Origin of the sequence: Pseudoalteromonas phenolica (genome assembly GCF_005876835.1) — a bacterium.
GTDB classification, from domain to species: domain Bacteria; phylum Pseudomonadota; class Gammaproteobacteria; order Enterobacterales; family Alteromonadaceae; genus Pseudoalteromonas; species Pseudoalteromonas phenolica_B.
In genome coordinates this window covers 163066-182945 of sequence record NZ_PPSW01000008.1, presented here as the reverse complement: position 1 = coordinate 182945, position 19880 = coordinate 163066, and the positions used below count along the sequence as shown (strand labels likewise).

15 protein-coding genes and 1 pseudogene are annotated in these 19880 nt (G+C 42.7%); 2 read left to right on the top strand and 14 right to left on the bottom strand.

The window, feature by feature from the left end:
• Positions 1 to 19: 19 nt before the first annotated feature.
• The 3 genes and pseudogenes from C1E24_RS20905 to C1E24_RS06660 form a co-directional block, all read right to left on the bottom strand.
• A complete protein-coding gene (locus tag C1E24_RS20905) occupies positions 20 to 184 on the bottom strand; it encodes a hypothetical protein (RefSeq protein WP_171040812.1) in 165 nt (54 codons plus the stop codon).
• A gap of 180 nt (positions 185 to 364) precedes the next feature.
• Positions 365 to 1072, bottom strand: a complete 708-nt coding sequence (locus C1E24_RS06665; protein WP_138479936.1) for a transposase — start codon at positions 1070 to 1072, stop codon at positions 365 to 367.
• Between the two features lie 181 nt (positions 1073 to 1253).
• Positions 1254 to 1385 (bottom strand): annotated as a pseudogene (locus C1E24_RS06660) (transposase); the annotation flags it as partial.
• 185 nt (positions 1386 to 1570) lie between these two features.
• On the opposite strand from C1E24_RS06660, the gene C1E24_RS06655 reads away from it, so the two are divergent.
• Positions 1571 to 3418 carry a winged helix-turn-helix domain-containing protein gene (locus tag C1E24_RS06655; RefSeq protein ID WP_138479935.1) on the top strand — a complete coding sequence of 616 codons (1848 nt, stop codon included), beginning with the start codon at positions 1571 to 1573 and terminating at the stop codon, positions 3416 to 3418.
• Between the two features lie 25 nt (positions 3419 to 3443).
• Here the strand turns inward: C1E24_RS06655 and C1E24_RS06650 are convergent, their stop codons facing one another.
• From C1E24_RS06650 to C1E24_RS06620, 7 genes are all read right to left on the bottom strand, one after another.
• A complete protein-coding gene (locus C1E24_RS06650; RefSeq protein ID WP_138479933.1) occupies positions 3444 to 4562 on the bottom strand; it encodes an MBL fold metallo-hydrolase in 1119 nt (372 codons plus the stop codon).
• Between the two features lie 1045 nt (positions 4563 to 5607).
• Positions 5608 to 6579 carry a transposase gene (locus tag C1E24_RS06645; RefSeq protein ID WP_138479931.1) on the bottom strand — a complete coding sequence of 324 codons (972 nt, stop codon included), beginning with the start codon at positions 6577 to 6579 and terminating at the stop codon, positions 5608 to 5610.
• 121 nt (positions 6580 to 6700) lie between these two features.
• Complete coding sequence (locus tag C1E24_RS06640) at positions 6701 to 8041, bottom strand: erythromycin esterase family protein (RefSeq protein WP_138479929.1); 1341 nt, start codon at positions 8039 to 8041, stop codon at positions 6701 to 6703.
• An 835-nt stretch (positions 8042 to 8876) separates the two neighbouring features.
• Positions 8877 to 11768 carry an aminomethyl-transferring glycine dehydrogenase gene (gene gcvP / locus C1E24_RS06635; protein ID WP_138479927.1) on the bottom strand — a complete coding sequence of 964 codons (2892 nt, stop codon included), beginning with the start codon at positions 11766 to 11768 and terminating at the stop codon, positions 8877 to 8879.
• 212 nt (positions 11769 to 11980) lie between these two features.
• Positions 11981 to 12370: a glycine cleavage system protein GcvH gene (gene gcvH, locus C1E24_RS06630; protein WP_138479925.1), complete on the bottom strand. Its 390-nt coding sequence runs from the start codon at positions 12368 to 12370 to the stop codon at positions 11981 to 11983.
• 56 nt (positions 12371 to 12426) lie between these two features.
• Entirely contained in the window at positions 12427 to 13509 is a 1083-nt protein-coding gene (gene gcvT, locus C1E24_RS06625) for a glycine cleavage system aminomethyltransferase GcvT (RefSeq protein WP_058028878.1), read from the bottom strand.
• A 124-nt stretch (positions 13510 to 13633) separates the two neighbouring features.
• The gene (locus C1E24_RS06620) at positions 13634 to 14206 is read right to left on the bottom strand and encodes a hypothetical protein (RefSeq protein WP_138479923.1); all 573 of its coding nucleotides are present in this window, start codon (positions 14204 to 14206) and stop codon (positions 13634 to 13636) included.
• Between the two features lie 128 nt (positions 14207 to 14334).
• On the opposite strand from C1E24_RS06620, the gene C1E24_RS06615 reads away from it, so the two are divergent.
• On the top strand, positions 14335 to 15180 hold the full coding sequence (locus C1E24_RS06615) for a LysR family transcriptional regulator (RefSeq protein ID WP_138479921.1): 846 nt from the start codon (positions 14335 to 14337) through the stop codon (positions 15178 to 15180).
• Positions 15181 to 15429: 249 nt separating this feature from the next.
• On the opposite strand, the gene C1E24_RS06610 is transcribed toward C1E24_RS06615, so the two are convergent.
• From C1E24_RS06610 to C1E24_RS06595, 4 genes are read right to left on the bottom strand one after another with little or no spacing between them, the layout of a single operon-like run.
• Positions 15430 to 16596, bottom strand: a complete 1167-nt coding sequence (locus C1E24_RS06610) for an FAD-dependent oxidoreductase (protein ID WP_138479919.1) — start codon at positions 16594 to 16596, stop codon at positions 15430 to 15432.
• Complete coding sequence (ubiH, locus tag C1E24_RS06605; RefSeq protein WP_138479917.1) at positions 16596 to 17777, bottom strand: 2-octaprenyl-6-methoxyphenyl hydroxylase; 1182 nt, start codon at positions 17775 to 17777, stop codon at positions 16596 to 16598. The genes C1E24_RS06610 and ubiH overlap by 1 nt, the downstream gene beginning before the upstream one ends.
• A gap of 9 nt (positions 17778 to 17786) precedes the next feature.
• Positions 17787 to 19097, bottom strand: coding sequence for a Xaa-Pro aminopeptidase (gene pepP, locus C1E24_RS06600; protein ID WP_138479915.1), 1311 nt, complete (start codon positions 19095 to 19097; stop codon positions 17787 to 17789).
• On the bottom strand, positions 19097 to 19654 hold the full coding sequence (locus tag C1E24_RS06595; RefSeq protein WP_138479913.1) for a UPF0149 family protein: 558 nt from the start codon (positions 19652 to 19654) through the stop codon (positions 19097 to 19099). Before C1E24_RS06595 ends, pepP begins: the two co-directional genes overlap by 1 nt.
• Between the last annotated feature and the right edge of the window lie 226 nt (positions 19655 to 19880).

Genomic DNA, 19880 nt, shown 5'->3' with positions numbered 1-19880 from the left:
AGCTCTCCTTCTGCTCACTTTACTCATCGTCGTCAATCAAATTTTGCAGTAGCCAATAATCTCCGCCATTATTTTGCTTACGGATCAAACTGGTCAGTGCAGCCGATAGATTGAGCTTTTGTAAATCGTCAGATGGCTGAGCTTCCAAGCCATTATATTGTTGTGACATAGGATTTGAATTCATTGGACTGTACTCATAGATCAACATTAAATTGAGTATTGAAAGTAACGCTGTCGGTCTTAGAACACTCGGTGGAATTAACTTAAAATTTGGGGTAATCGAAAAGGGGGTTGTTAAAACTGGTTCAGTTCAATGGGGTCCAGTTCAATGGGGTCAGAGTCATTGTTCTGTTATTTCGTTCTGTTATTTCGACTTCAAAAACGCCTCTGACTTCCTATCCCCGCCTTTTGCCAAAGGCGAGGCTCTTCTACCCGACAATTCCTCAACTTGTTGTTTGAATTTATCACTGCCTAGTACCCACATTTTATCGGTTGCTGTTTTTATTTCCTCTAGCGTATATGGCGGAATGTCTCTTTCGAACAATGCGCGGTATTGTGTTTGCCTATTCTCTAAGTTAGTGCCCAGCCGTGTATATAAGTCATGTTCAGTTATAAGCTCAATCACTTTCCCCGCCCCATTATGCTGATAACTTGACCAAGTATATTCAGCTGGATGTGCAACCATGCCAGCTCTAACAGGGTTCAGCTCAATGTAACGGCTAACAATTAAAAAATAATTGTCACTATCAATTAATGTTGATTTAAATCTCCCTTCCCACAAGGTACCCGTGCGTTTATAGGTTTGGTTAAAATAGCGAACATAGTAACGCCCTAAAGACTGTATTAGTTTGCTCACACCATTGCTTGTAGTCGGAGTTGCCAATAAATGAACATGATTAGTCATCAATACAAACGCATGGATTTTTACTTCATATTCTTTGGCGTAGTACTTTAGCTTTTCTAAATAAACAACATAGTCATCTGGTTCAACAAAAGTTACTTGCCGATTGTTACCACGCTGAACGATATGTTGAGGTACATTAGGAAGATTTAATCGAGGAAGACGTGCCATAACTTAACTAGTCCATTAGTTTATTGTTACGTCAGTATAGTTCATCCAAACAAAATGGAATCAGAATCCAGAAATCAACGACTCTGACCCCTTTGATGCTGTGATGCTGTGATGCTGGAATCAGAATTCAAAATCAACGACTCTGACCCCTTTGATGCTGATGCTGACCCCTTTGATGCTGTCTGCGATGCTCGTAAGATTTGCCCGTATGCGCATCTTCACCACACAAATAGGCACGACGCACACAACGTGAAATACAGTGGTAGTACTTAGTATCTTGCAAGCTCACTTGCTGCTCTCGTGCCTTTGTCATTGCATGTGCCTACTTGAAAGTCTTAAGTTTAAAAGTAGGCGATAGATATTTATTGGTCAATTTTTTAGGTGGGTGTCCTGTTTAATTTACCTAGTAATTACATTATTAATTGTTGATAATGTGCAGTCCGCAGAGCACTCATAGCCTTTGTGATAACTTACATACTCTAAAAATAATGATTACTTATGCGCTACTATTTTGAAAAGTATTATTTTGATAATGATACTTTTACGCTCTATTACAACGAAAAACCTAAAGACTTAAAGAGTAACGAGGCTAAACTGCTCGCTTTATTTATTAAAAATATAGATGAAATTTTAAGTAAAGAAAGAATCTTAGATGAGATCTGGGGGCAGCAAGTTGTTTCTGAGCAAGTCGTTTTTCAGAATATCAGTCATCTTCGCCGTATTTTTGGCAATGATGCTATAAAAACCTTTTCAAAAAAAGGCTACCAATGGCAGTTGCCGTTTGAAATCAAAGAGTCCAAAAATAATAATGTCGCCCCTAAGCAATTAATATCAGAATGGACAATGCCGTCGTATTATCTTTACTCTGTTATCACACTACTAAGCGTTATTATTTTTGTGTTGCTCTCTAGGCTTTCTTTTAGTGACTCACCTTCTAACCAATTGTCAAAAGACTCGATTTATGTAATCCCCTTTTCATTTTCAGATTCCTTCAGTGAGCCTCAAATTGATCGTATTAACGACCTTATAGCTAGAAATAAGCCCAATCAAAGCCAACACCTTGATTTAGCAACTTTAAATACCAACGACTTTTTTCATTATTCAGATACGCTCAGGGAGCAAGTAAAAATTGAGGGAACGTCAACATTTCTATCTGGCTATGTATCGTATTTGGGTCAGCAAATAATAGTTGAGTACCAATTAATTGGCTCGCAGCATGAGTGGCATGGTTATATCGTTGCTCCTAGTGAAGAGTCTATAGTAGCTGAACTTGATACAAGTATTGCTAATGTAAAAAGTTCGGGGTACCTCAGTGAACTGAACTCTAATTTATTAATTACAAAGCTATATTTACTTTTAGAGCAACAGCCTAACAATTTACCCGTTATTTATCATTTAATAAAGCATGAAATTAGTAAGCAAAACTTAGATGTGGCTAGTGCATTAATTGAAAAACTAATCAACATATCCAAGTTACAGAACAACCCAATGTATACCGTATTAGGTTTATATCTCAAAGGCGGGATATTTCATCAGCAACATGCTTATCTGCATGCTAATCAATACTACAAACAAGCTTTGGCATTGCTGACAGAAACACCTAATTCGAAAATTGCCTACAACATAGAGTTGGCCTTGGCGTGGCTTGCCTATTCACAAAAGAATACAAGTAAGCTAAAGCAATATATTAACAATGCGAGTCAGCATGCGCGGTTAAGTGGCGATGTACTGTCTGAGGTCAAAGCTCAAACTACAGGGTCTATTTTGTCACACAAGTTAGGCGATTTAGTAAACCGCTACCAATATTTAAATACTGCCAAATCGCTTTTGATCACACATAAAGTGGACCAAGCGCACTACGCTGTTATTTATTACCACTTAGCAATATTTTCCCCTGATAAAATTGAGGCAGAGTCTTATTTTTTAAAACTTCTTAGTCTAAAACAGCTTTCTCAGAATAAGTGGATTTATGAAAGTAGCATTGAAGATTTACTAACTTGGTACATTGAACAAAAGAGATGGAAAGATGCTATTTCGTTATTCAAAACACAACCTGAAAATAGCTTTAACCTCAACCAAAAAGCCAGAGTGTTGCGTGCTCAACAATATTTCAACAAAGCAATAGATGCTGCAAAGCAAGCGTTTGACACTGCAAGATTGAACTATGAACATAATAACGCTCTACATAGTGCTTTATTACTCTATCAAATGAAGCAATATATGAATGAATTGACAATAATTGAGTATCATAGCTATATAGCAAAATATGCATCAAAATTTTGGATTAAGAAACACTCCAAAGAACTCACTGAGGCTGGGTATTTTGATGACTTAAAAGCCAACTAAGCCATCAAAATACAACCGCTATTAGTTACTTTTTTACTGCGCTAAGCAATGCGTGATAATTAAGGCTTTCTCCCATTTTTAGCGTTTTTACTATGAAGTTTGGTGGAGACTGTTTAAGAGCTAAATCCAACCGTCTAAGCGGCTCATGAACATGTTCGCAGCCTAAAGTCCAAGTACCATATCCCCAAGGAACAAATACCTTACAGCCTAAATCGTTCGCAGCTTTTATTGCATCTTCTGGCGACATATGCACACTTCTTTTAGCTTCATGGTAGGCAACAATTGGCATTAAACAGACATCCATCGCCCCCATTTTCTTTCTTATATCTTTAAACACATCGCTATACCCCGTGTCTCCAGCAAAATACACCTTATACTGCCCATCATCTAGCAACCAACTGCCCCATAGGCTGTGATCGCCATCAAACATGCCTCGGGAAGAGTTATGATTACTTGGTAAAAAATGTACTTGGGTTTTATTGTGTTGAGTATGTGTATACCAGTCCATTTCGGTTTTAGGTCCATTTTCATAATCAACATCACTACTACTGTCTAAGGGTAAATATAAATGTGTATTTTTACTAAACTCCCTTAGTGTCGTATTACTTAGATGGTCAAAATGATCATGGGAAATTAAAACCCCTGAAACAAAATCCAGCTCTTTTGCTTTTACTGGTGCCTCCCCAAGACGAACAAATGAGGTACTCATTCGCTGCCCTAACCAACCCAAAAAACCGTCAAACTCATGAAATACAGGATCTGTGACTAGAGCATCATTATTCATCTGCTGGATTAAAAAGCTAGCATGTCCCAACCAAGTTAACTCGCCCTTTTTTTCTGCATTAATCTCAATGTTTGAATACACTAAATCACTAAAGTTGTAACCAAAGCTTTTACTGTATTTATGAGAAGGCACAGGATCTAAAAATGCTCTTTCAACGACCTTTTTTTCTTCTGGTTTAAGTAGATCTAAATCATCATTAATATGATGAGGGCCATTACCTACAAAATGACTTGGAAATAAATTAGTATGTCCGCCTTCTCTAGCATTTGTAAATTCAGGGTTTTCAATGCGCTCTATTGGAGAAGAACAACCAGTTACCAGCACTAAAGAAATAGCATATGTTAGTGTTTTTAGTTTCATAAATAAAACGCCCTGTATAAGTTTTAGAGCATATTAAAAAGCAGTGTTTACTTAGTCTTATTTGAAATCTATTTTTATACCAATAGAAAATGGATAGAAATTAAAAGCAATAAATTCATAACCTTAAAATAAAGCGGTTAAGACCTTGCACTGTGCAACCTTAAACATAACCGCCACTATATGAGCTCATTACTCATCAATTTTTTCTTTCCTGGGTGTGATAAAAGGGCAAAGGTGTTGTCTGTAGGTTATGGGATTAAGGTAAGGCTTGGAATCAATGGAGTAAAAGTCGTTGGTTTTACTCTTTAGATTAAAGCCACTGCCTCTTTTCCTATCTCGTAAATTCACAGGGTGTGATTTTGCATTGCTCAACCCTAAACACAAAACCAACAGACAACTCCCCTCCCCCTTCTATCACACCTGAAAATAAACAATTGATGAGTAATGTGCTCGCATGGATGCGCTGCAAGGCTGATTTAGTCCATGGGTGGGAAAGAGAAAGGCTCTGCAATAGTTAAAATTACTCCTTTCACCTTGCGCAAAAGCAACCTTGCTTCGCAACGTATATTTTGCACCTTCATTAATTGCATTATTTGAAGATTAAGCGTGATAGAGGGCCGCCGTGGGGTGACGAGTGACCGAAACGAAGTTTCGCAGCGCGAGGTGGATGCCGACAGGCAGAAGCTTCATGGATGAATTTTTGCACGTTATTAAATTGAAAAGCTTCCGCCCTTTGGTTGCCGTCGCCAACGCGACAAAGGGTTAAATTGAACATTAATTTATTTATTAGGACAGCCACTTTTAATTTATTTATTAGGACAGCCACTTTAAATCCAACATAATTAACAGGACAGCCACTTTAACTTTTAAAAACAAAAAGCCAATAACAAGGTCTGTATGCAGGCTAACCAATTCAAATGTCTAAACCTAAACCCAAAAAGGTAAGTAAATGATTAAAAACCAAAGTGAGTGACTGTGAAAGTATAATGAACCTACGTGGCTATCGATAAACAACCAAGTAAGTACAAAGAAGAGTATGAGATATTTAGGCAAAAAGCCTTTGGCATTGGGTTAAATTGCTACGCCGCTTTAATTGTACGTGGTCACAATAGCTTTGCAGTGACTGTTCACGGCCTACTGCCCCTCTAAAAGACTTGGTAAATTGCGTGGTAAGTTTTAGCCAGTTTTCAGGGCAAATATTTAATCTCGTTAAAATAGGCTGAGAGGAGTCGATTGAACCTCTTTTATCTGCACGTATGCACTGCCCTGTTTGCTCTACCAGCTGTAGATAATACTTAAATTCGAAAGGTAGACCTTTAGGCATATACTTTCTGGGACTACCAGAGAAGCGAAGTAAACACTTGGGTTGCTTTCCCTCTTTTGCTGATTCGATGCGTTTTTTAATGCTCGTATGCTCTGAGGTTTCTGGCGTTTTCGCCATCTTAGCGCGAATAGGGTTTAAATCTACATAAGCCATACATGCAGCTAAGGCAGCTTCGTCTAATAGCGCTTGAGATTTAAAGCGGCCTTCCCAGAACCGGCCTGTGCAGTTGTCTTCTTTATTGGCTTTTCGGGCAATATGCTCATTTAAAACCCGCATAAACCAACTAATATCAGACAAGCGATGTCTGAACTCTTTTATCTCTCTGGCTAAAAAGAACTGCTGGCCTTTATCAAGCGTCTCACCAGCCAAAAACTTCTGCGTATGGAGCGTGCCTTTAAACAGTTTATGCCAGCGAATAACCACGGCTTTGTCGCTGAGTCTGTTTGCTTTTTTATCGTCTGCGTACAGTACAAAGTGAGTGTGATTACTCATAACCGCATACGCACATACATCAATACAAAACACTTTAGATACCTGTTGCAGTTTATCTTCTATCCATTGCCTGCGATGCTCGTAAGATTTGCCCGTATGCGTATCTTCACCACACAAATAGGCACGACGCACACAGCGTGAAATGCAGTGGTAGTACTTGGTATCTTGCAAGCTCACTTGTTGCTCTCGTGCCTTTGTCATTGTATATGCCTACTTGAAAGTCTTGAGTTTAATAGTAGGAGATGGATATTTATTGGTCAATTTTTTAGGTGGGTGTCCTGTTTAAATTTTATATATGAATGCCCCGTCCACTCTTTATTATTTAATCAAGGTAGTCAGGTAAAGATGACGTATCTATCACAATAAGCGCATCGTAGTTTTCACTAAGTACCACTTCAGCATTACCCTCTCCCCACTCTTTTGCCCGCGTTTGAGTATGTAGCCAATCGTCACTGCTCCCACTTTGATTCTCTTTACTCAAGGGTAAAAAAAGCGGTGCTAAACTTGTAGCCTGGACAATTGACTCTAAAGAATCTGCTTGGTGCGCAGTCACGGGCACTGGTCTTCTATTGTTGTTACCGCTTTCACCAGAGAGCATATATATACCAACCGTGTATAGCTCATCTGAATAGTAGTCGTTTAGTAAGGCCCCCATGAATTTATCTTGATAATATTGGCTTGGGTAGGACTCTGAAATATGGAAGTTATGTGCCCAAATAACCACTTTCTCATTCGGGTATATATCTTCTGCAAGCGTAATAAAATTCTCCGCCATGCCCGTATCTCTTGCCTTCATTCCTGCGCTCACGCCCCCTTCAATATCTGCTTTTAACATCAACAATCTAAAGTGCTGTGATTTGGTAATCGCGGTAGGTAAAACAAAGTCATTTCCAAGACTCTCAAAATAATGAGTTATTAACTCTAAGCTTGCGATTGCATCTAAATACGTATCTTCAAATTGCTCACACTGTTTGTTATCTCTACACCGAATACCTGCATCACCTGTGTTTATGTATTGCTGTAAATGAGTAGTGATATCGAAATTAGGAGTCAGTTGGTTTTGCGTAATAATTTGCTCGTAATAGTCGTGAAGACTTGAAGCTGGGTAATTGCCACTAGAAAACTGTACATCATACCCTGCTAACTTTAACGGCCTGTCGGTACTTTGAGTCTCTATTATATAATCGAATAACTCTAGCACTTCATCACTATGCCAAATACCAAAAGCACAGCTCGTTAGCAGTGATTGTGCTGTTTTAATGTTAGTTTCTAGCTTTAAATTACAACTATACATAGAGCTTTCAAAAGCCACTACGTTGTAATCGTGATTCTGATGAAGGTACTTTATCAGTCTGGTTTTTATTTGGTTCATTTGTTTAGAACCATGAGTGCTTTCACCTAGTTGTACAATCCGCTTGTCATTAAAGTGCGCAGTTATTTGGGCCAAATCACTAGTATTATTATTGTCGGTTAATGAATCTAGCTGCATGGCATGCGTCACAACATATTGTTCATAAGCACGCGTATTTACAGAATCTGTAGACGTTGAAGTTGATACCTCTGTGACTACACTATCGTTTTGCGTAGTGCTGCTACCCCCACCACAGCCAAACATAAAAATGACTGTTGCTAATGTGGCGACATGTTTAAATTGCGACTTCATCCTAACTCATCCTTGTTACTGTTTTAGGTATATAAAATAACAAATTAACTAATATGTCAAATGTGCTTACAGAGGAATAATAGGGTTAGGTCTTGCATCGTGCAGCCCAAAACACAAAACCAGAAGACAACTCCCCTCCCCCTTCTATCACGCCTGAAAATAAGCAGTTGATGAGTAATGTGCTCGCATGGATGCGAGCCAAGCCATGATTTCGCCAAGGATGGGAAAGTGAAAGGCTCAGCAATAGTTAAAATTACTCCTTTCACCTTGCGCAAAAGTAACCTTGCTTCGCAACGTATATTTTGCACCTTCATCAATAGCGTTTTGAAGATTAAGCGTGATGGAGGGGCGCCGTGGGGTGACGAGTGACCGAAACGAAGTTTCGCAGCGCGAGGAAGTGGAGGCAAGGATGCCGACAGGCAGAAGCTTCATGGATGAATATCTGCACATTATTGAATTGAAATACTTACCGCCACCTTGGTTGCCGTCGCCAACGCGACAAAGAATAAAATTGAAGGCTAATTTCAAACCTGTCGCGCTAAAGCACGACCCACACACCATCACAAAACGCGATATAAAATAGCTGCTGCCGAGGTGTTTTATTCCCTTGTAGGTCGTCTATGGCGACAATAATATTAGCCTGTCGCGCTAAAGCACGACCCACACACCATCACAAGACGCGATATGAAATCGCTGCTACCGAGGTAGTAAAAGCCGTTGCTACAGGTATTAGAATGTCGCCATAAATGACGACCTACACCCACAAAAAAACCGCCTTAATTACTTAAGGCGGTTTTTTAAATCATTGCCGCGCTAAGGCACGACCGACCATTCATTACTCTGCATAAGTCTCAACTGCAGGGCAAGAACAGATAAGGTTACGGTCACCTAACACGTCATCGATACGTGTCACTGTTGGCCAGAACTTATCTTTCGCTACCGATTTCACTGGGAATGCAGCGTAGAAACGGTCGTATGCTCTGTCCCAATCGCCACTTAGTACGTCTGCTTGCGTGTGCGGTGCAAATACGAGTGGGTTGTTTTCGATAGACCATTCGCCAGAAGCAATCTTATTCACTTCAGCTTTAATCGACACCATAGCTTCGATGAAACGGTCAATCTCAACCTTAGACTCAGACTCAGTTGGCTCGATCATTAACGTGCCCGCTACTGGGAACGACATAGTTGGTGAATGGAAGCCATAGTCTTGAAGACGCTTAGCAATATCCATTTCTGAAATACCCGTCTCTTCTTTAATAGGGCGCAAGTCAACGATACATTCGTGTGCAACACGGTTATTTTGACCACGGTAAAGAATTGGGTAGTGCTCGCTTAACTTCTCAGTTAGGTAATTTGCGTTCACGATAGCCATTTCAGTCGCTTGCTTAAGGCCTTCAGAGCCCATCATTGTGATGTATGCCCAAGAGATAGGTAAGATAGCCGCTGAACCGTAAGGCGCTGCAGAAACTGCACCATTGCCCTCTGTTGTACCCGGTACGTTGATAACGCTGTGGTTAGGCATAAATGGCGCTAGGTGCGATTTAACACCGATAGGACCAACACCTGGGCCACCGCCACCGTGTGGAATACAGAATGTTTTGTGTAGGTTTAAGTGCGATACGTCTGAACCGATTGAACCTGGGCTAGTTACACCTACTTGCGCGTTCATGTTTGCGCCGTCCATGTAAACTTGGCCGCCGTGCTGGTGAACAATCTCACATACTTCACGGATAGACTCTTCGTATACACCGTGTGTAGACGGGTAAGTAACCATGATACAAGATAGGTTCTCTGACACTTCTTCCGCTTTCGCTTTAAGGTCAGCCATGTCGATGTTACCGTCGTCATCACATGCAACAACCACAACTTTCATGCTTGCCATTTGCGCAGATGCCGGGTTAGTACCGTGTGCTGAGCTTGGGATTAAACAGACGTTACGGTGACCTTCGCCACGTGACTCGTGGTATTTACGAATCGCGATAAGACCTGCGTATTCACCTTGTGCACCTGAGTTAGGCTGCATAGATACTGCGTCGTAACCTGTGATGTTTACTAACCAGTCGTGAAGCTCACCAATCATTGTTTGGTAACCTTGTGCTTGATCTAGTGGGCAGAACGGGTGAAGCTCTGCAAACTCAGGCCAAGTTACTGGGATCATCTCAGCTGTCGCGTTTAGTTTCATAGTACATGAACCTAACGAGATCATTGAGTGGTTAAGCGCTAAATCTTTGTTTTCAAGACGCTTGATATAACGCAGCATTTCAGTCTCGCTGTGGTACGAGTTGAAGTTAGGGTGCGTTAAGATTTCGTCGTCGCGTACTAGGCTTGCAGGAATACCTGTGATGTCGTCTGCAGATACTTGTGCATCAAGTGCTGCAACATCAAGACCGTGGCCTTCACCTAAAATAACATCAAATAGTGCCAGTACGTCTGCACGTGTTGTTGTTTCGTTCACAGATACTGAGAACTCACCCGCGTGGTTCGTTGCAAAGTTAGTCTCTGCCGCGATTGCGCGTGCAACGATCTCTTCTTTGTTGTCAGCTACCACTGTAATTGTGTCGAACCAAGTGTCATGCTTAAGGCTTACACCTTTCGTTTTAAGACCTGTCGCTAAGATGCTTGCGAAACGGTTAATGCGCTGTGCAATCGTCTTAAGACCTTGTGGACCGTGGTAAACCGCGTAGAACGCAGCCATATTTGCAAGAAGTACCTGAGCTGTACAGATGTTTGAGTTCGCTTTTTCACGACGGATGTGCTGTTCACGAGTCTGCATCGCCATACGAAGTGCGTCGTTACCTAAACGGTCTTTAGATACACCGATGATACGACCTGGTAGTGAACGCTTGTACTTGTCGCGTGTTGCGAAGAATGCCGCGTGTGGACCACCGTAACCCATAGGTACACCAAAACGCTGTGCCGAACCAAGTACTACGTCAGCGCCAAGTTTACCTGGTGCTTTAAGTAGCATTAAGCTCATGATGTCAGCAGCAACACAGGCAATCGCTTTTTTGTCTTGTACTTGTGCGATTAGGTCAGTGATGTCTACCACTTCACCTGATGTTGTTGGGTACTGGAATAATGCACCAAAAATTTCATGGTTTGCTGCATCTGCCGCAGGACCTACTACAACTTCGAAACCAAACTGCGCTGCACGTGTTGCTACAACGTCGATTGTTTGTGTGTGAACGTCGTCAGCGATGAAGAAGATGTTTGCTTTTTTCGCTTTAGATACGCGCTTAGCAAGTGCCATTGCTTCTGCTGCTGCAGTTGATTCATCTAGTAGAGATGCAGATGCTAGGTCTAGACCTGTGATGTCAATCGTCAACGTTTGGAAGTTTAATAGTGATTCTAAACGACCTTGAGCGATCTCAGGCTGGTATGGCGTATATGCTGTGTACCAACCTGGATTTTCTAATACGTTACGTAAAATTACATTCGGTACATGTGTTGGGTGGTAGCCCTGACCGATGTAAGATTTAAAGATTTTATTTTGGCTAGCAACAGACTTTAGGTAGCTTAGTGCTTCAACTTCTGTGCGGCTCTCACCCACTGCTAAACCCTGCTCTAAACGAATACCAGCTGGTACTGTTTGCGTGATTAGCTCTTCAACGCTCGATACGTTAAGTGCCGATAGCATGTCGCTCACTTGTGCCGGTGTAGGGCCAATATGGCGGCGGATAAAATCTTGCTTTTGCTCTAATTGCTCAAGAGATTTAGCGTTTGACATTAGTCTAGATTCCTATGATCCAAAAAATTTAGGGGGTTAGTGCTGATTCCTGCTGCGGGTACTGCTCTGGCTTCAGCTTTATCAACCTATCGCTAAGTTGATGAAAAAGTTCTGTACTCTGTATGGTTTAGTACGGACCTTTTTAAAAATTAAACTCTAAAAGTTTAAAACAACAAAAGCCCCACAAGGGGCTTTTGTGATCAACGAAGTAATTAGTCTTCGTCGATTGTGTTTTCGTAACCTTCAGCGTCAAGAAGGTTCGCAAGCTCTGACTCGTCAGACGCTTTAACTTTGAACAACCAACCGTCACCGTATGCGTCGTTGTTAACGTTTTCTGGTGAATCTTCAAGGTCTTCGTTGATTGCTACAACTTCACCAGTGATAGGTGCGTAGATGTCAGATGCTGCTTTTACAGACTCTGCTACTGCACAGTCTTCGCCAGCGTCAACTTCGTCACCAACTTCTGGTAATTCAACGAATACCATGTCGCCTAGAAGCTCTTGTGCGTGCTCTGTGATACCTACAGTGTAAACGCCGTCGCCTTCAGCGCGAACCCACTCGTGTGAAGACGCGTATTTTAACTCGCTAGGAATGTTGCTCATCTTTTTGTTCCTTTGGTTCGGTGTAATAACTGGGCGATGGTTCGCCCTTATTAATATTAAATAACTGACTTGCCGTTACGTACGAAGCAAGGCTTCACTACTTTAACGTCAACTAACTTTTTACGCATTTCTACTTGCGCTGTTTCGCCCGTTGAGCGAGGAACACGCGCTAGTGCAACACTAAAGCCTAATGTCGGAGAGAATGTACCAGAAGTAATGATACCTTCGCCACCTTCTACGACAACTTTAGAGCCACCACGTAGAACACCTTTGCTTTCAAGTACTAGACCAACTAGCTTGTGTGTGCTCTTTTCAGCACGTTGCTTAGCAACCGCTTCACGACCGATGAAGTCACGATCTTCAGGTTCCCATGCAATCGTCCAAGCCATGTTTGCAGCAAGTGGAGATACAGTTTCATCCATATCTGAACCGTATAGGTTCATGCCCGCTTCTAAACGTAGCGTATCACGTGCGCCAAGGCCAGCCGGAGCGACGCCTGCGTCTAATAATTTTTGCCAAAGGTCAGCTGCATCATCGTTGTGTACAACGATTTCGTAACCTGCTTCGCCTGTGTAACCAGTCGTTGCAATGAATAGATTGCCCGCTTGTACACCGAAGAATGGTTTCATCCCTTCAACTGCAGCGTTTTGCGCGTCATCAAGTACTTTAGCTGTTTTTTCTTTTGCGTTAGGACCTTGTACTGCGATCATTGCAAATTCAGGACGCTCAGTGATTTCTACTGCGAAATCAGCCGCTACTTTAGCAATGTGCGCTAAATCTTTTTCACGCGTTGCTGAGTTAACAACTAGGCGGTATTCAGTGTCAGAGAAGAAGTAGATGATAAGGTCGTCAATTACGCCGCCTTCTTCATTTAACATGCCTGTGTAAAGTGCTTTACCAGGTACCTCTAGCTTAGCTACATCGTTCGCTACAAGCTTACGTAAGAATGCTTTTGCGTCTGCGCCTTTAACGTCCACAATCGTCATGTGAGATACGTCGAACATACCTGCATCAGTACGTACCGCGTTGTGCTCTTCGATTTGTGAACCATAGTTGATTGGCATTTCCCAACCGTGGAAGTCAACCATTTTTGCGCCAGCTTCTACGTGCTTAGCGTGTAGTACAGTTTTAGAAGTCATATCATTCCTTCACTAATTACTGACCTTGTAGTGTATGGCTACAAGATTGCCTCTTCGAGGCGGGGTTAATGCAATAACAGCTAAGGCACCCGTATTGAGTGCCTTAGCAAATTTTATTTGAAATCTAGTTTAGGCTAAAGCCTTGTTCTTGCAACTGCTGATGCCATTTGTTCAGAGTGTCTGTTTGGGCAATCAACTGATACTGCTGCAAGTCGCCTGCAAGTAATGAAGTGACGAACACTTCACCACTTTGACGGCCGTAGCACACTTGCTCGTCTGATAAACGCAGACCCGGTGTTAAGCCAAACTGTTTGATAATGGTATCAAACGCTTGCTCACCGCTTAGTGTGCTCATGCTTAAATCTTTACGCGCCACCAGCTCAATGTCGTAATCACTGTGGTGGGCTTCAACCAAGTTTTGTAGCTCATCAGCGTGATTTTGTTCAATCACAAAGCGGTAAGCCGTTTCGCTGAAGTAATAAACCGTAAATGCCGCACCCGATGCCAGTTGGCCTTTAACGCCTAAACCCGGTGCTAATAGTTTATTTAGATTAATACCTAAAACTTGATTTAAAAATGGTGTGGTTTCGAAGCCACTGAAGTCTAAGACCAACTGTGCGCTGTCTAACGCTAATGTATTTAGCGCAGGCGCTGTGCCTTGACGATGTTTTGCAAACATACTGGCTGAAAATGTCATAACCACACCTTAATAAAACTTTAATTTTTGCAGTATATGAGTGCATTTGGGCAACAACAAATTGTATTTATTTATACATTGATAAATAATGCTTATGTAACTTGGTTTTATAAATTGATTTTTTAAATATGAAGAACTTATCGAACGACGGCTTACGCACATTTGTTACTGTGGTTGAATTAGGTGGCTTTGCCAAGGCCGGTGAACTACTGGGATTATCGCAACCTGCGGTGTCATTACAAATCAAACGACTCGAAGAAATGCTCGGCTGTCGACTGTTTAAAAAACAAGGCCAAAGACAAGTTATCAATCAATATGGCGAGCTTTTGCTGCCGCTGGCTAAACAAATGCTGCAACAAAACGACGCCATCCTACAGCAGTTCACCTCAGAGAGTGTGACCGGTAAAGTGCGCCTAGGTATTCCGAGCGAATTTGCAGCCCGTATTCTGCCGTCGATTATTGGCGACTTCGTTTCTCTTTACCCTGATGTGGCCCTCGAAGTTAAATCACGTTTGAGTAAGCATTTGTTATCTGTTTCGCGCCAAGATCAATTCGATTTAGTGTTGGCACTGAATGAAGAGCTTAATTCAGATCAGTTCCCTGTGTTTATGCAAGACCAACTGGTATGGGTCGGCAATTTAAACCTCGCTAAGAACGATATAGTGACTTTGGTCACCGCACCTGAGGGCTGCATCTACCGCCGCCGCGCCATCGAAGCCCTACAGCAAGCCGGATTAAAATACCGCATTGTATACAGCAACGCCGATTTAACCGGTTTAATCGCCGCGATTAAAGAAGACCTAGGCGTCACCGTGCTTGCTAAAAGCACCGTACCAAGCGATTTAAACTACCAGTCACACACCCCTCACCTGCCCGAACTCGGCCAAATTGGTATTTGCTTGGTAAAAAATTCACCCGAATCTGTGCATGCCGTTGATAAGCTGGCTGAGTTCATTGAGTTGAGATTGGGGTAAGAAAGCTTTCAACAAGCGCGACATGAAGTCGGCGCCCACAGGAAGGAGTTTAGGCTTTCTTTGTAGGCGCGGGTTTACCCCGCGCAGATTAACTTTGAAATGAATATTGGTGTTGTATTACATCCATGTAGCTACGCCCATCGGGTATCCATCCCCTCACCTCCTCGCGCTGCGAAACTTCGTTTCGGTCACTCGTCACCCTTGCGCAAAATAACCTTGCTTCGCAACATATATTTTGCACGGATGCACTTACTTACCCACGGCCTCTTTGGCAAACAGGGTTTTAATCGGCCCAAGGTTATCAACCATACTCAACCCAACACCACGGATCAGTTTCTTCAGCGGGTTATCGCCTTCAAACAACTCTTTTAAGCCTTGCATCATGGCAATGTGCTTTTGTGCATCGAGTTTACGAGCTCGTTCGTATTCACGCAGCACGCGGGTACTGGCAAATTCTTGCTTGCTGTCGGTGAGTAGTTTAATTAAAAGCGCTGCATCTTTAAGACCTAGGTTCATACCTAACCCAGCCAGCGGATGGATGGTGTGTGCAGCATCACCCATTAATGCAATCTTGCCGTTTACCCACTGTTGGGCGTAACGCATTTTCAGTGGGAACACTGCACGGTCGTCTTGTACTTCGCATAAACCGCACTGACCGTCGATAGCGACATTCAATGCTTTATTAAACTCAGCGTTGTCTAATGACATCAAATGCTGTGCTTGCTCAGGTGACGTTGACCATACTATTGATTGGCTTCGTTCATCACTCAGCGGTAAAAACGCCAAAGGTCCGGTTGGTAAGAATACTTGTCTTGCAGTGTGGCTGTGTGTCTCTTGCGTCTTAACCGTTGCGACGATGGCGTGGTGGTCGTAGTCCCAAAAGGTAATGGGCATTTTAAACTGAGTACGAATACCCGAATTTGCCCCATCTGCTGCAACTAATAGCTTGGCCATAACCGGCATGCCTGATTCTAAGGTGATTAACACGTCAGTGTCGGTTTGATGAATAGCTTGATAGCGAGTATTAAAGCTAAGCGTTGCAGATGAATACTGTTTTAACTGCTGAAACAGCGCATAACGAATGGCATCATTTTCAATGATGTGGCCAAGCTCAGGTAAATCTAGCTCGGTGCTGTTAAACGCGATTTTGCCAAAACTATCTTTGTCTCTGACATCCATATGTGTATAGGCACAAGTTCGCTGCGCTAAAATATCACCCCATGCGCCTAGCTCAGTAAATAACGTTTGGCTGGCAAGACTGATGGCACTCACGCGATTAGCAAACTGCTCAGTAAGTAGCGCAGGTTCATTACCCGCATCAATCACGTGTACGCTAATGTTATTTTTCGCCAGACCTAACGCCAAAGTGAGGCCTACACAGCCACCACCGACAATACATACTTGCGCTTGTTGCATCAGCTTTTTCCTTTAATAACATGACCCATTAGTTGCTTGGCTAACGGTGCTTTTAAATTTTCAGACAGTGACATGGCAAGTAAACCGCAACTGCGACCGAGTGCCATTAAACGAGATGAATTGGAGAATAGTCGCACGAGCGCATCGGTCAGTGTCATCACCATTTTGATGTCTTGTGCGCGCGCACGGTTATAAGCTTGTGTGAAGGCATGCTCACCCAAAGCATGTTGCTTTGATGCAATCAGCTCAACCAAAGCTTGAATGTCTCTTAAACCCAAATTAAAACCTTGCCCAGCAATAGGGTGAATAGCATGAGCTGCATTACCGATTAATAGGCTACGGTGATGAACGAGCTGCTCGACTCGCCCTAGTACCAGCGGATATTGTGCGCGCATACCAACTTGCTTGAATACTCCTGCGCGATAGCCAAAGGCAGTTTGCAGCTCTGAAATAAAGGCGTCAGGTTCAAGCGTTTTATAATGTTCAAGGTGTACGCTTGGCATACACCAAACCAGCGAGTAGCGGTTTTGTGTCATAGGCAGCAGTGCCATTGGCCCATGCTCGGTAAAACGTTCAAACGCTTGACCGCTATGACCACCTTCAACTTCGATATTGGCGATTAGTGCCCCTTGCTCATAAGCCAAACTATCAAAACCAATGTTTAGCTGTTTGCGCGTGGGGGATTGTGCGCCATCGGCAACAACCAACAGCTTTCCACTTAACTGGGTTTCGTCGTTTAAGGTCAGCTCAACACTAGATTGGGTTTGCTTTAATTCATTAATGGTCGCTGGGCAGTATAGTTGAATGTCAGTTTTAGCTAGCTGTTGGTGTAAATAAGCACCAAATGGGTTCACTTCCACCACATAACCAAGGGCATTCGTTTTATAGTCTTGATGGTGCAGTGAGGTTTTACCAAAGTGACCTCTATCAGACACGTGCACTTGCTTAATGGCTTCGGCAAACGGCCAGTCGGCATTAAACAAGTTAAACTGCTTTAAATACTGCACAGACTGATCAGCCAAGGCAATTGAGCGGTCGTCAAAACTGGGATGTGTTTGGCTTTTTGGTGCAAATGCCTCAATCACGGCAACTTGCAAAGTTGGGCTGGTCTTTTTGATTGCCAAAGCAGCGGTGGCCCCCGCCATACCGCCGCCTACAATCACAACATCAAAGTGCTGCAACGCATTCTCCTACTGCTGCATTAACGCTTCTATTTCTGCTACGGTTTTCGGCACGTCTTGGGTCAGATTTTCGTGACCATTTTCAGTTACCAATAGGTCGTCTTCAATACGAATGCCGATGCCTTTATATTGCTCTGGCACTTGCGCATCTTCATCGAAGTACAAACCTGGCTCTATGGTCAACACCATACCCGGTGCAAATGGACGGTCGGCTTCATCGAGCTTGTACTCGCCCACATCGTGAACATCAAGACCTAACCAGTGACCTAAACCATGCATATAGAACGCTTTGCATGCTTGTTTTTCAACAAGTGTATCTAACTCGCCAGATAAAATACCGAGCTCGATCAAACCTTGGGTCATTACTGTCATCACCGCTTTATTAGCAGCAACCAAAGTACCGCCCGGCTTCACATGCTCAAATGCCGCCGCTTGAGCTTTTAATACCAGCTCATAAATGGTTTTTTGTGGCTCACTGAATTTACCAGACGCAGGGAAAGTTCGCGTGATATCAGCGGCATAACCTTCAAGCTCACACCCTGAGTCAATCAACACTAAGTCGCCAGCTTTTAAGGTATCGCTGTTTTCTGTGTAATGCAGAATATTGGCATTATTGCCTGAGCCGACAATGGTGCCATACGCCGGGTAGCGTGCGCCATTCATTGCATAATGATGATGAAGCTCGGCTTCTAGTTGATATTCTGTGGCATCAGGCTTGGCAAACTGCATTGCTCGCACATGACCTTCAGCGCTAATTTGACCCGCTTTACGCATCACGGCAATTTCGGCGTCTGATTTAAACAAACGCATTTCGTGAATAAGCGGTCGTGTATCTTTGATTATCTCCGGCGCGCGATAGCCTTTTTTTGGTGCGCCGCGCAGGGTATTTAATAAAGCCCATACCTTGTCATCAAACGCACTGTAAGTACCTTGCGCATAAAATAAAGTGCGATTGCCATTTACCAATTGCAGTAGCTCATCGTCTAACTCACTCAACGGGTAAGTTTCATCAAACTGATAATCAGATTTGGCGCTTTCATAGCCCACTCGGCGGCCGTGCCAAATCTCGGCAGTTTTATCCTTGTTACGACAGAATAACGTGCTTTTGCCTTCACCTTGCTTGTCTTTTGATAAGACTAAAACGGCATCTGGCTCTTTAAAGCCTGTCAGGTAGAAAAAGTCACTGTCTTGGCGAAACGGGAATTCGGTATCGCGACTGCGGGTGATCTCAACCGCAGCAGGAATAATCGCTACGCTGTGGTTGTCGAGTTGCGCAAGTAATTTGCTTCTGCGCTGAACAAATTCTTGAATGCTGATCATTAGTGTAACGTCTTTGATGGAGTAACAGTTTCTCTGCCCATTTCAGCAAAACATAACAGCGCTGAAACACGGATATATTCAACTATCTCGTGGAAAGCTTGTTGGTCTTCTTCTTCTTCACCGAAATCAGTGTCGAGTTTAGTGATTTCACTAAAATCGTTGATCACTTCTTTTACATCAACCGACAGCTTGCCATAGTCTTTTTGCTTTAAGCCAAAGCCCAATAAAAAGCCCGACACCCATGCCACTAGCGCATTGGCTTTATCTAGTAGGGTTTCGTCTTCATTTGGCAAATACAGCTCAAAGTTTGGTTCTTCGCTGTTGAAGCATGACATAACATGCGTGAACATTTGGCCAAATAGCCCTTTTAATTCGTTGGAGAAACTTTGTCCGTCGTTAAACACGTCACTTAACATGATTAAGTAGTCTTTTTCATCAATGTTTAAGCCACAAGCCAGCAAACCACTGATGGTGCCGTGTGCTTCTGAAGGCGATACGAAAATATCATGCTTTTCAAGCAGCAGTTGTGCTTGTGTGTAATCGGTCATTTCTGTCATTGCTAATGCTCGTCAAAGAATCTTCATTATAAGAACACACTCCATTTAAAAAGTATGTCTTAATTTAATTGCTATCAATGCTAACACTCACAGTATAGCAACTCCAAACAATTGTCTTTAAAGGGCTTCAATTATGAACAGTTGTCGGTTATGTCGGCAATGGCGTTTAATTTGCCAGCAGTTGAACTGATATTTTTTGATTTATGGTTTACCTCTGCTGCAAGTC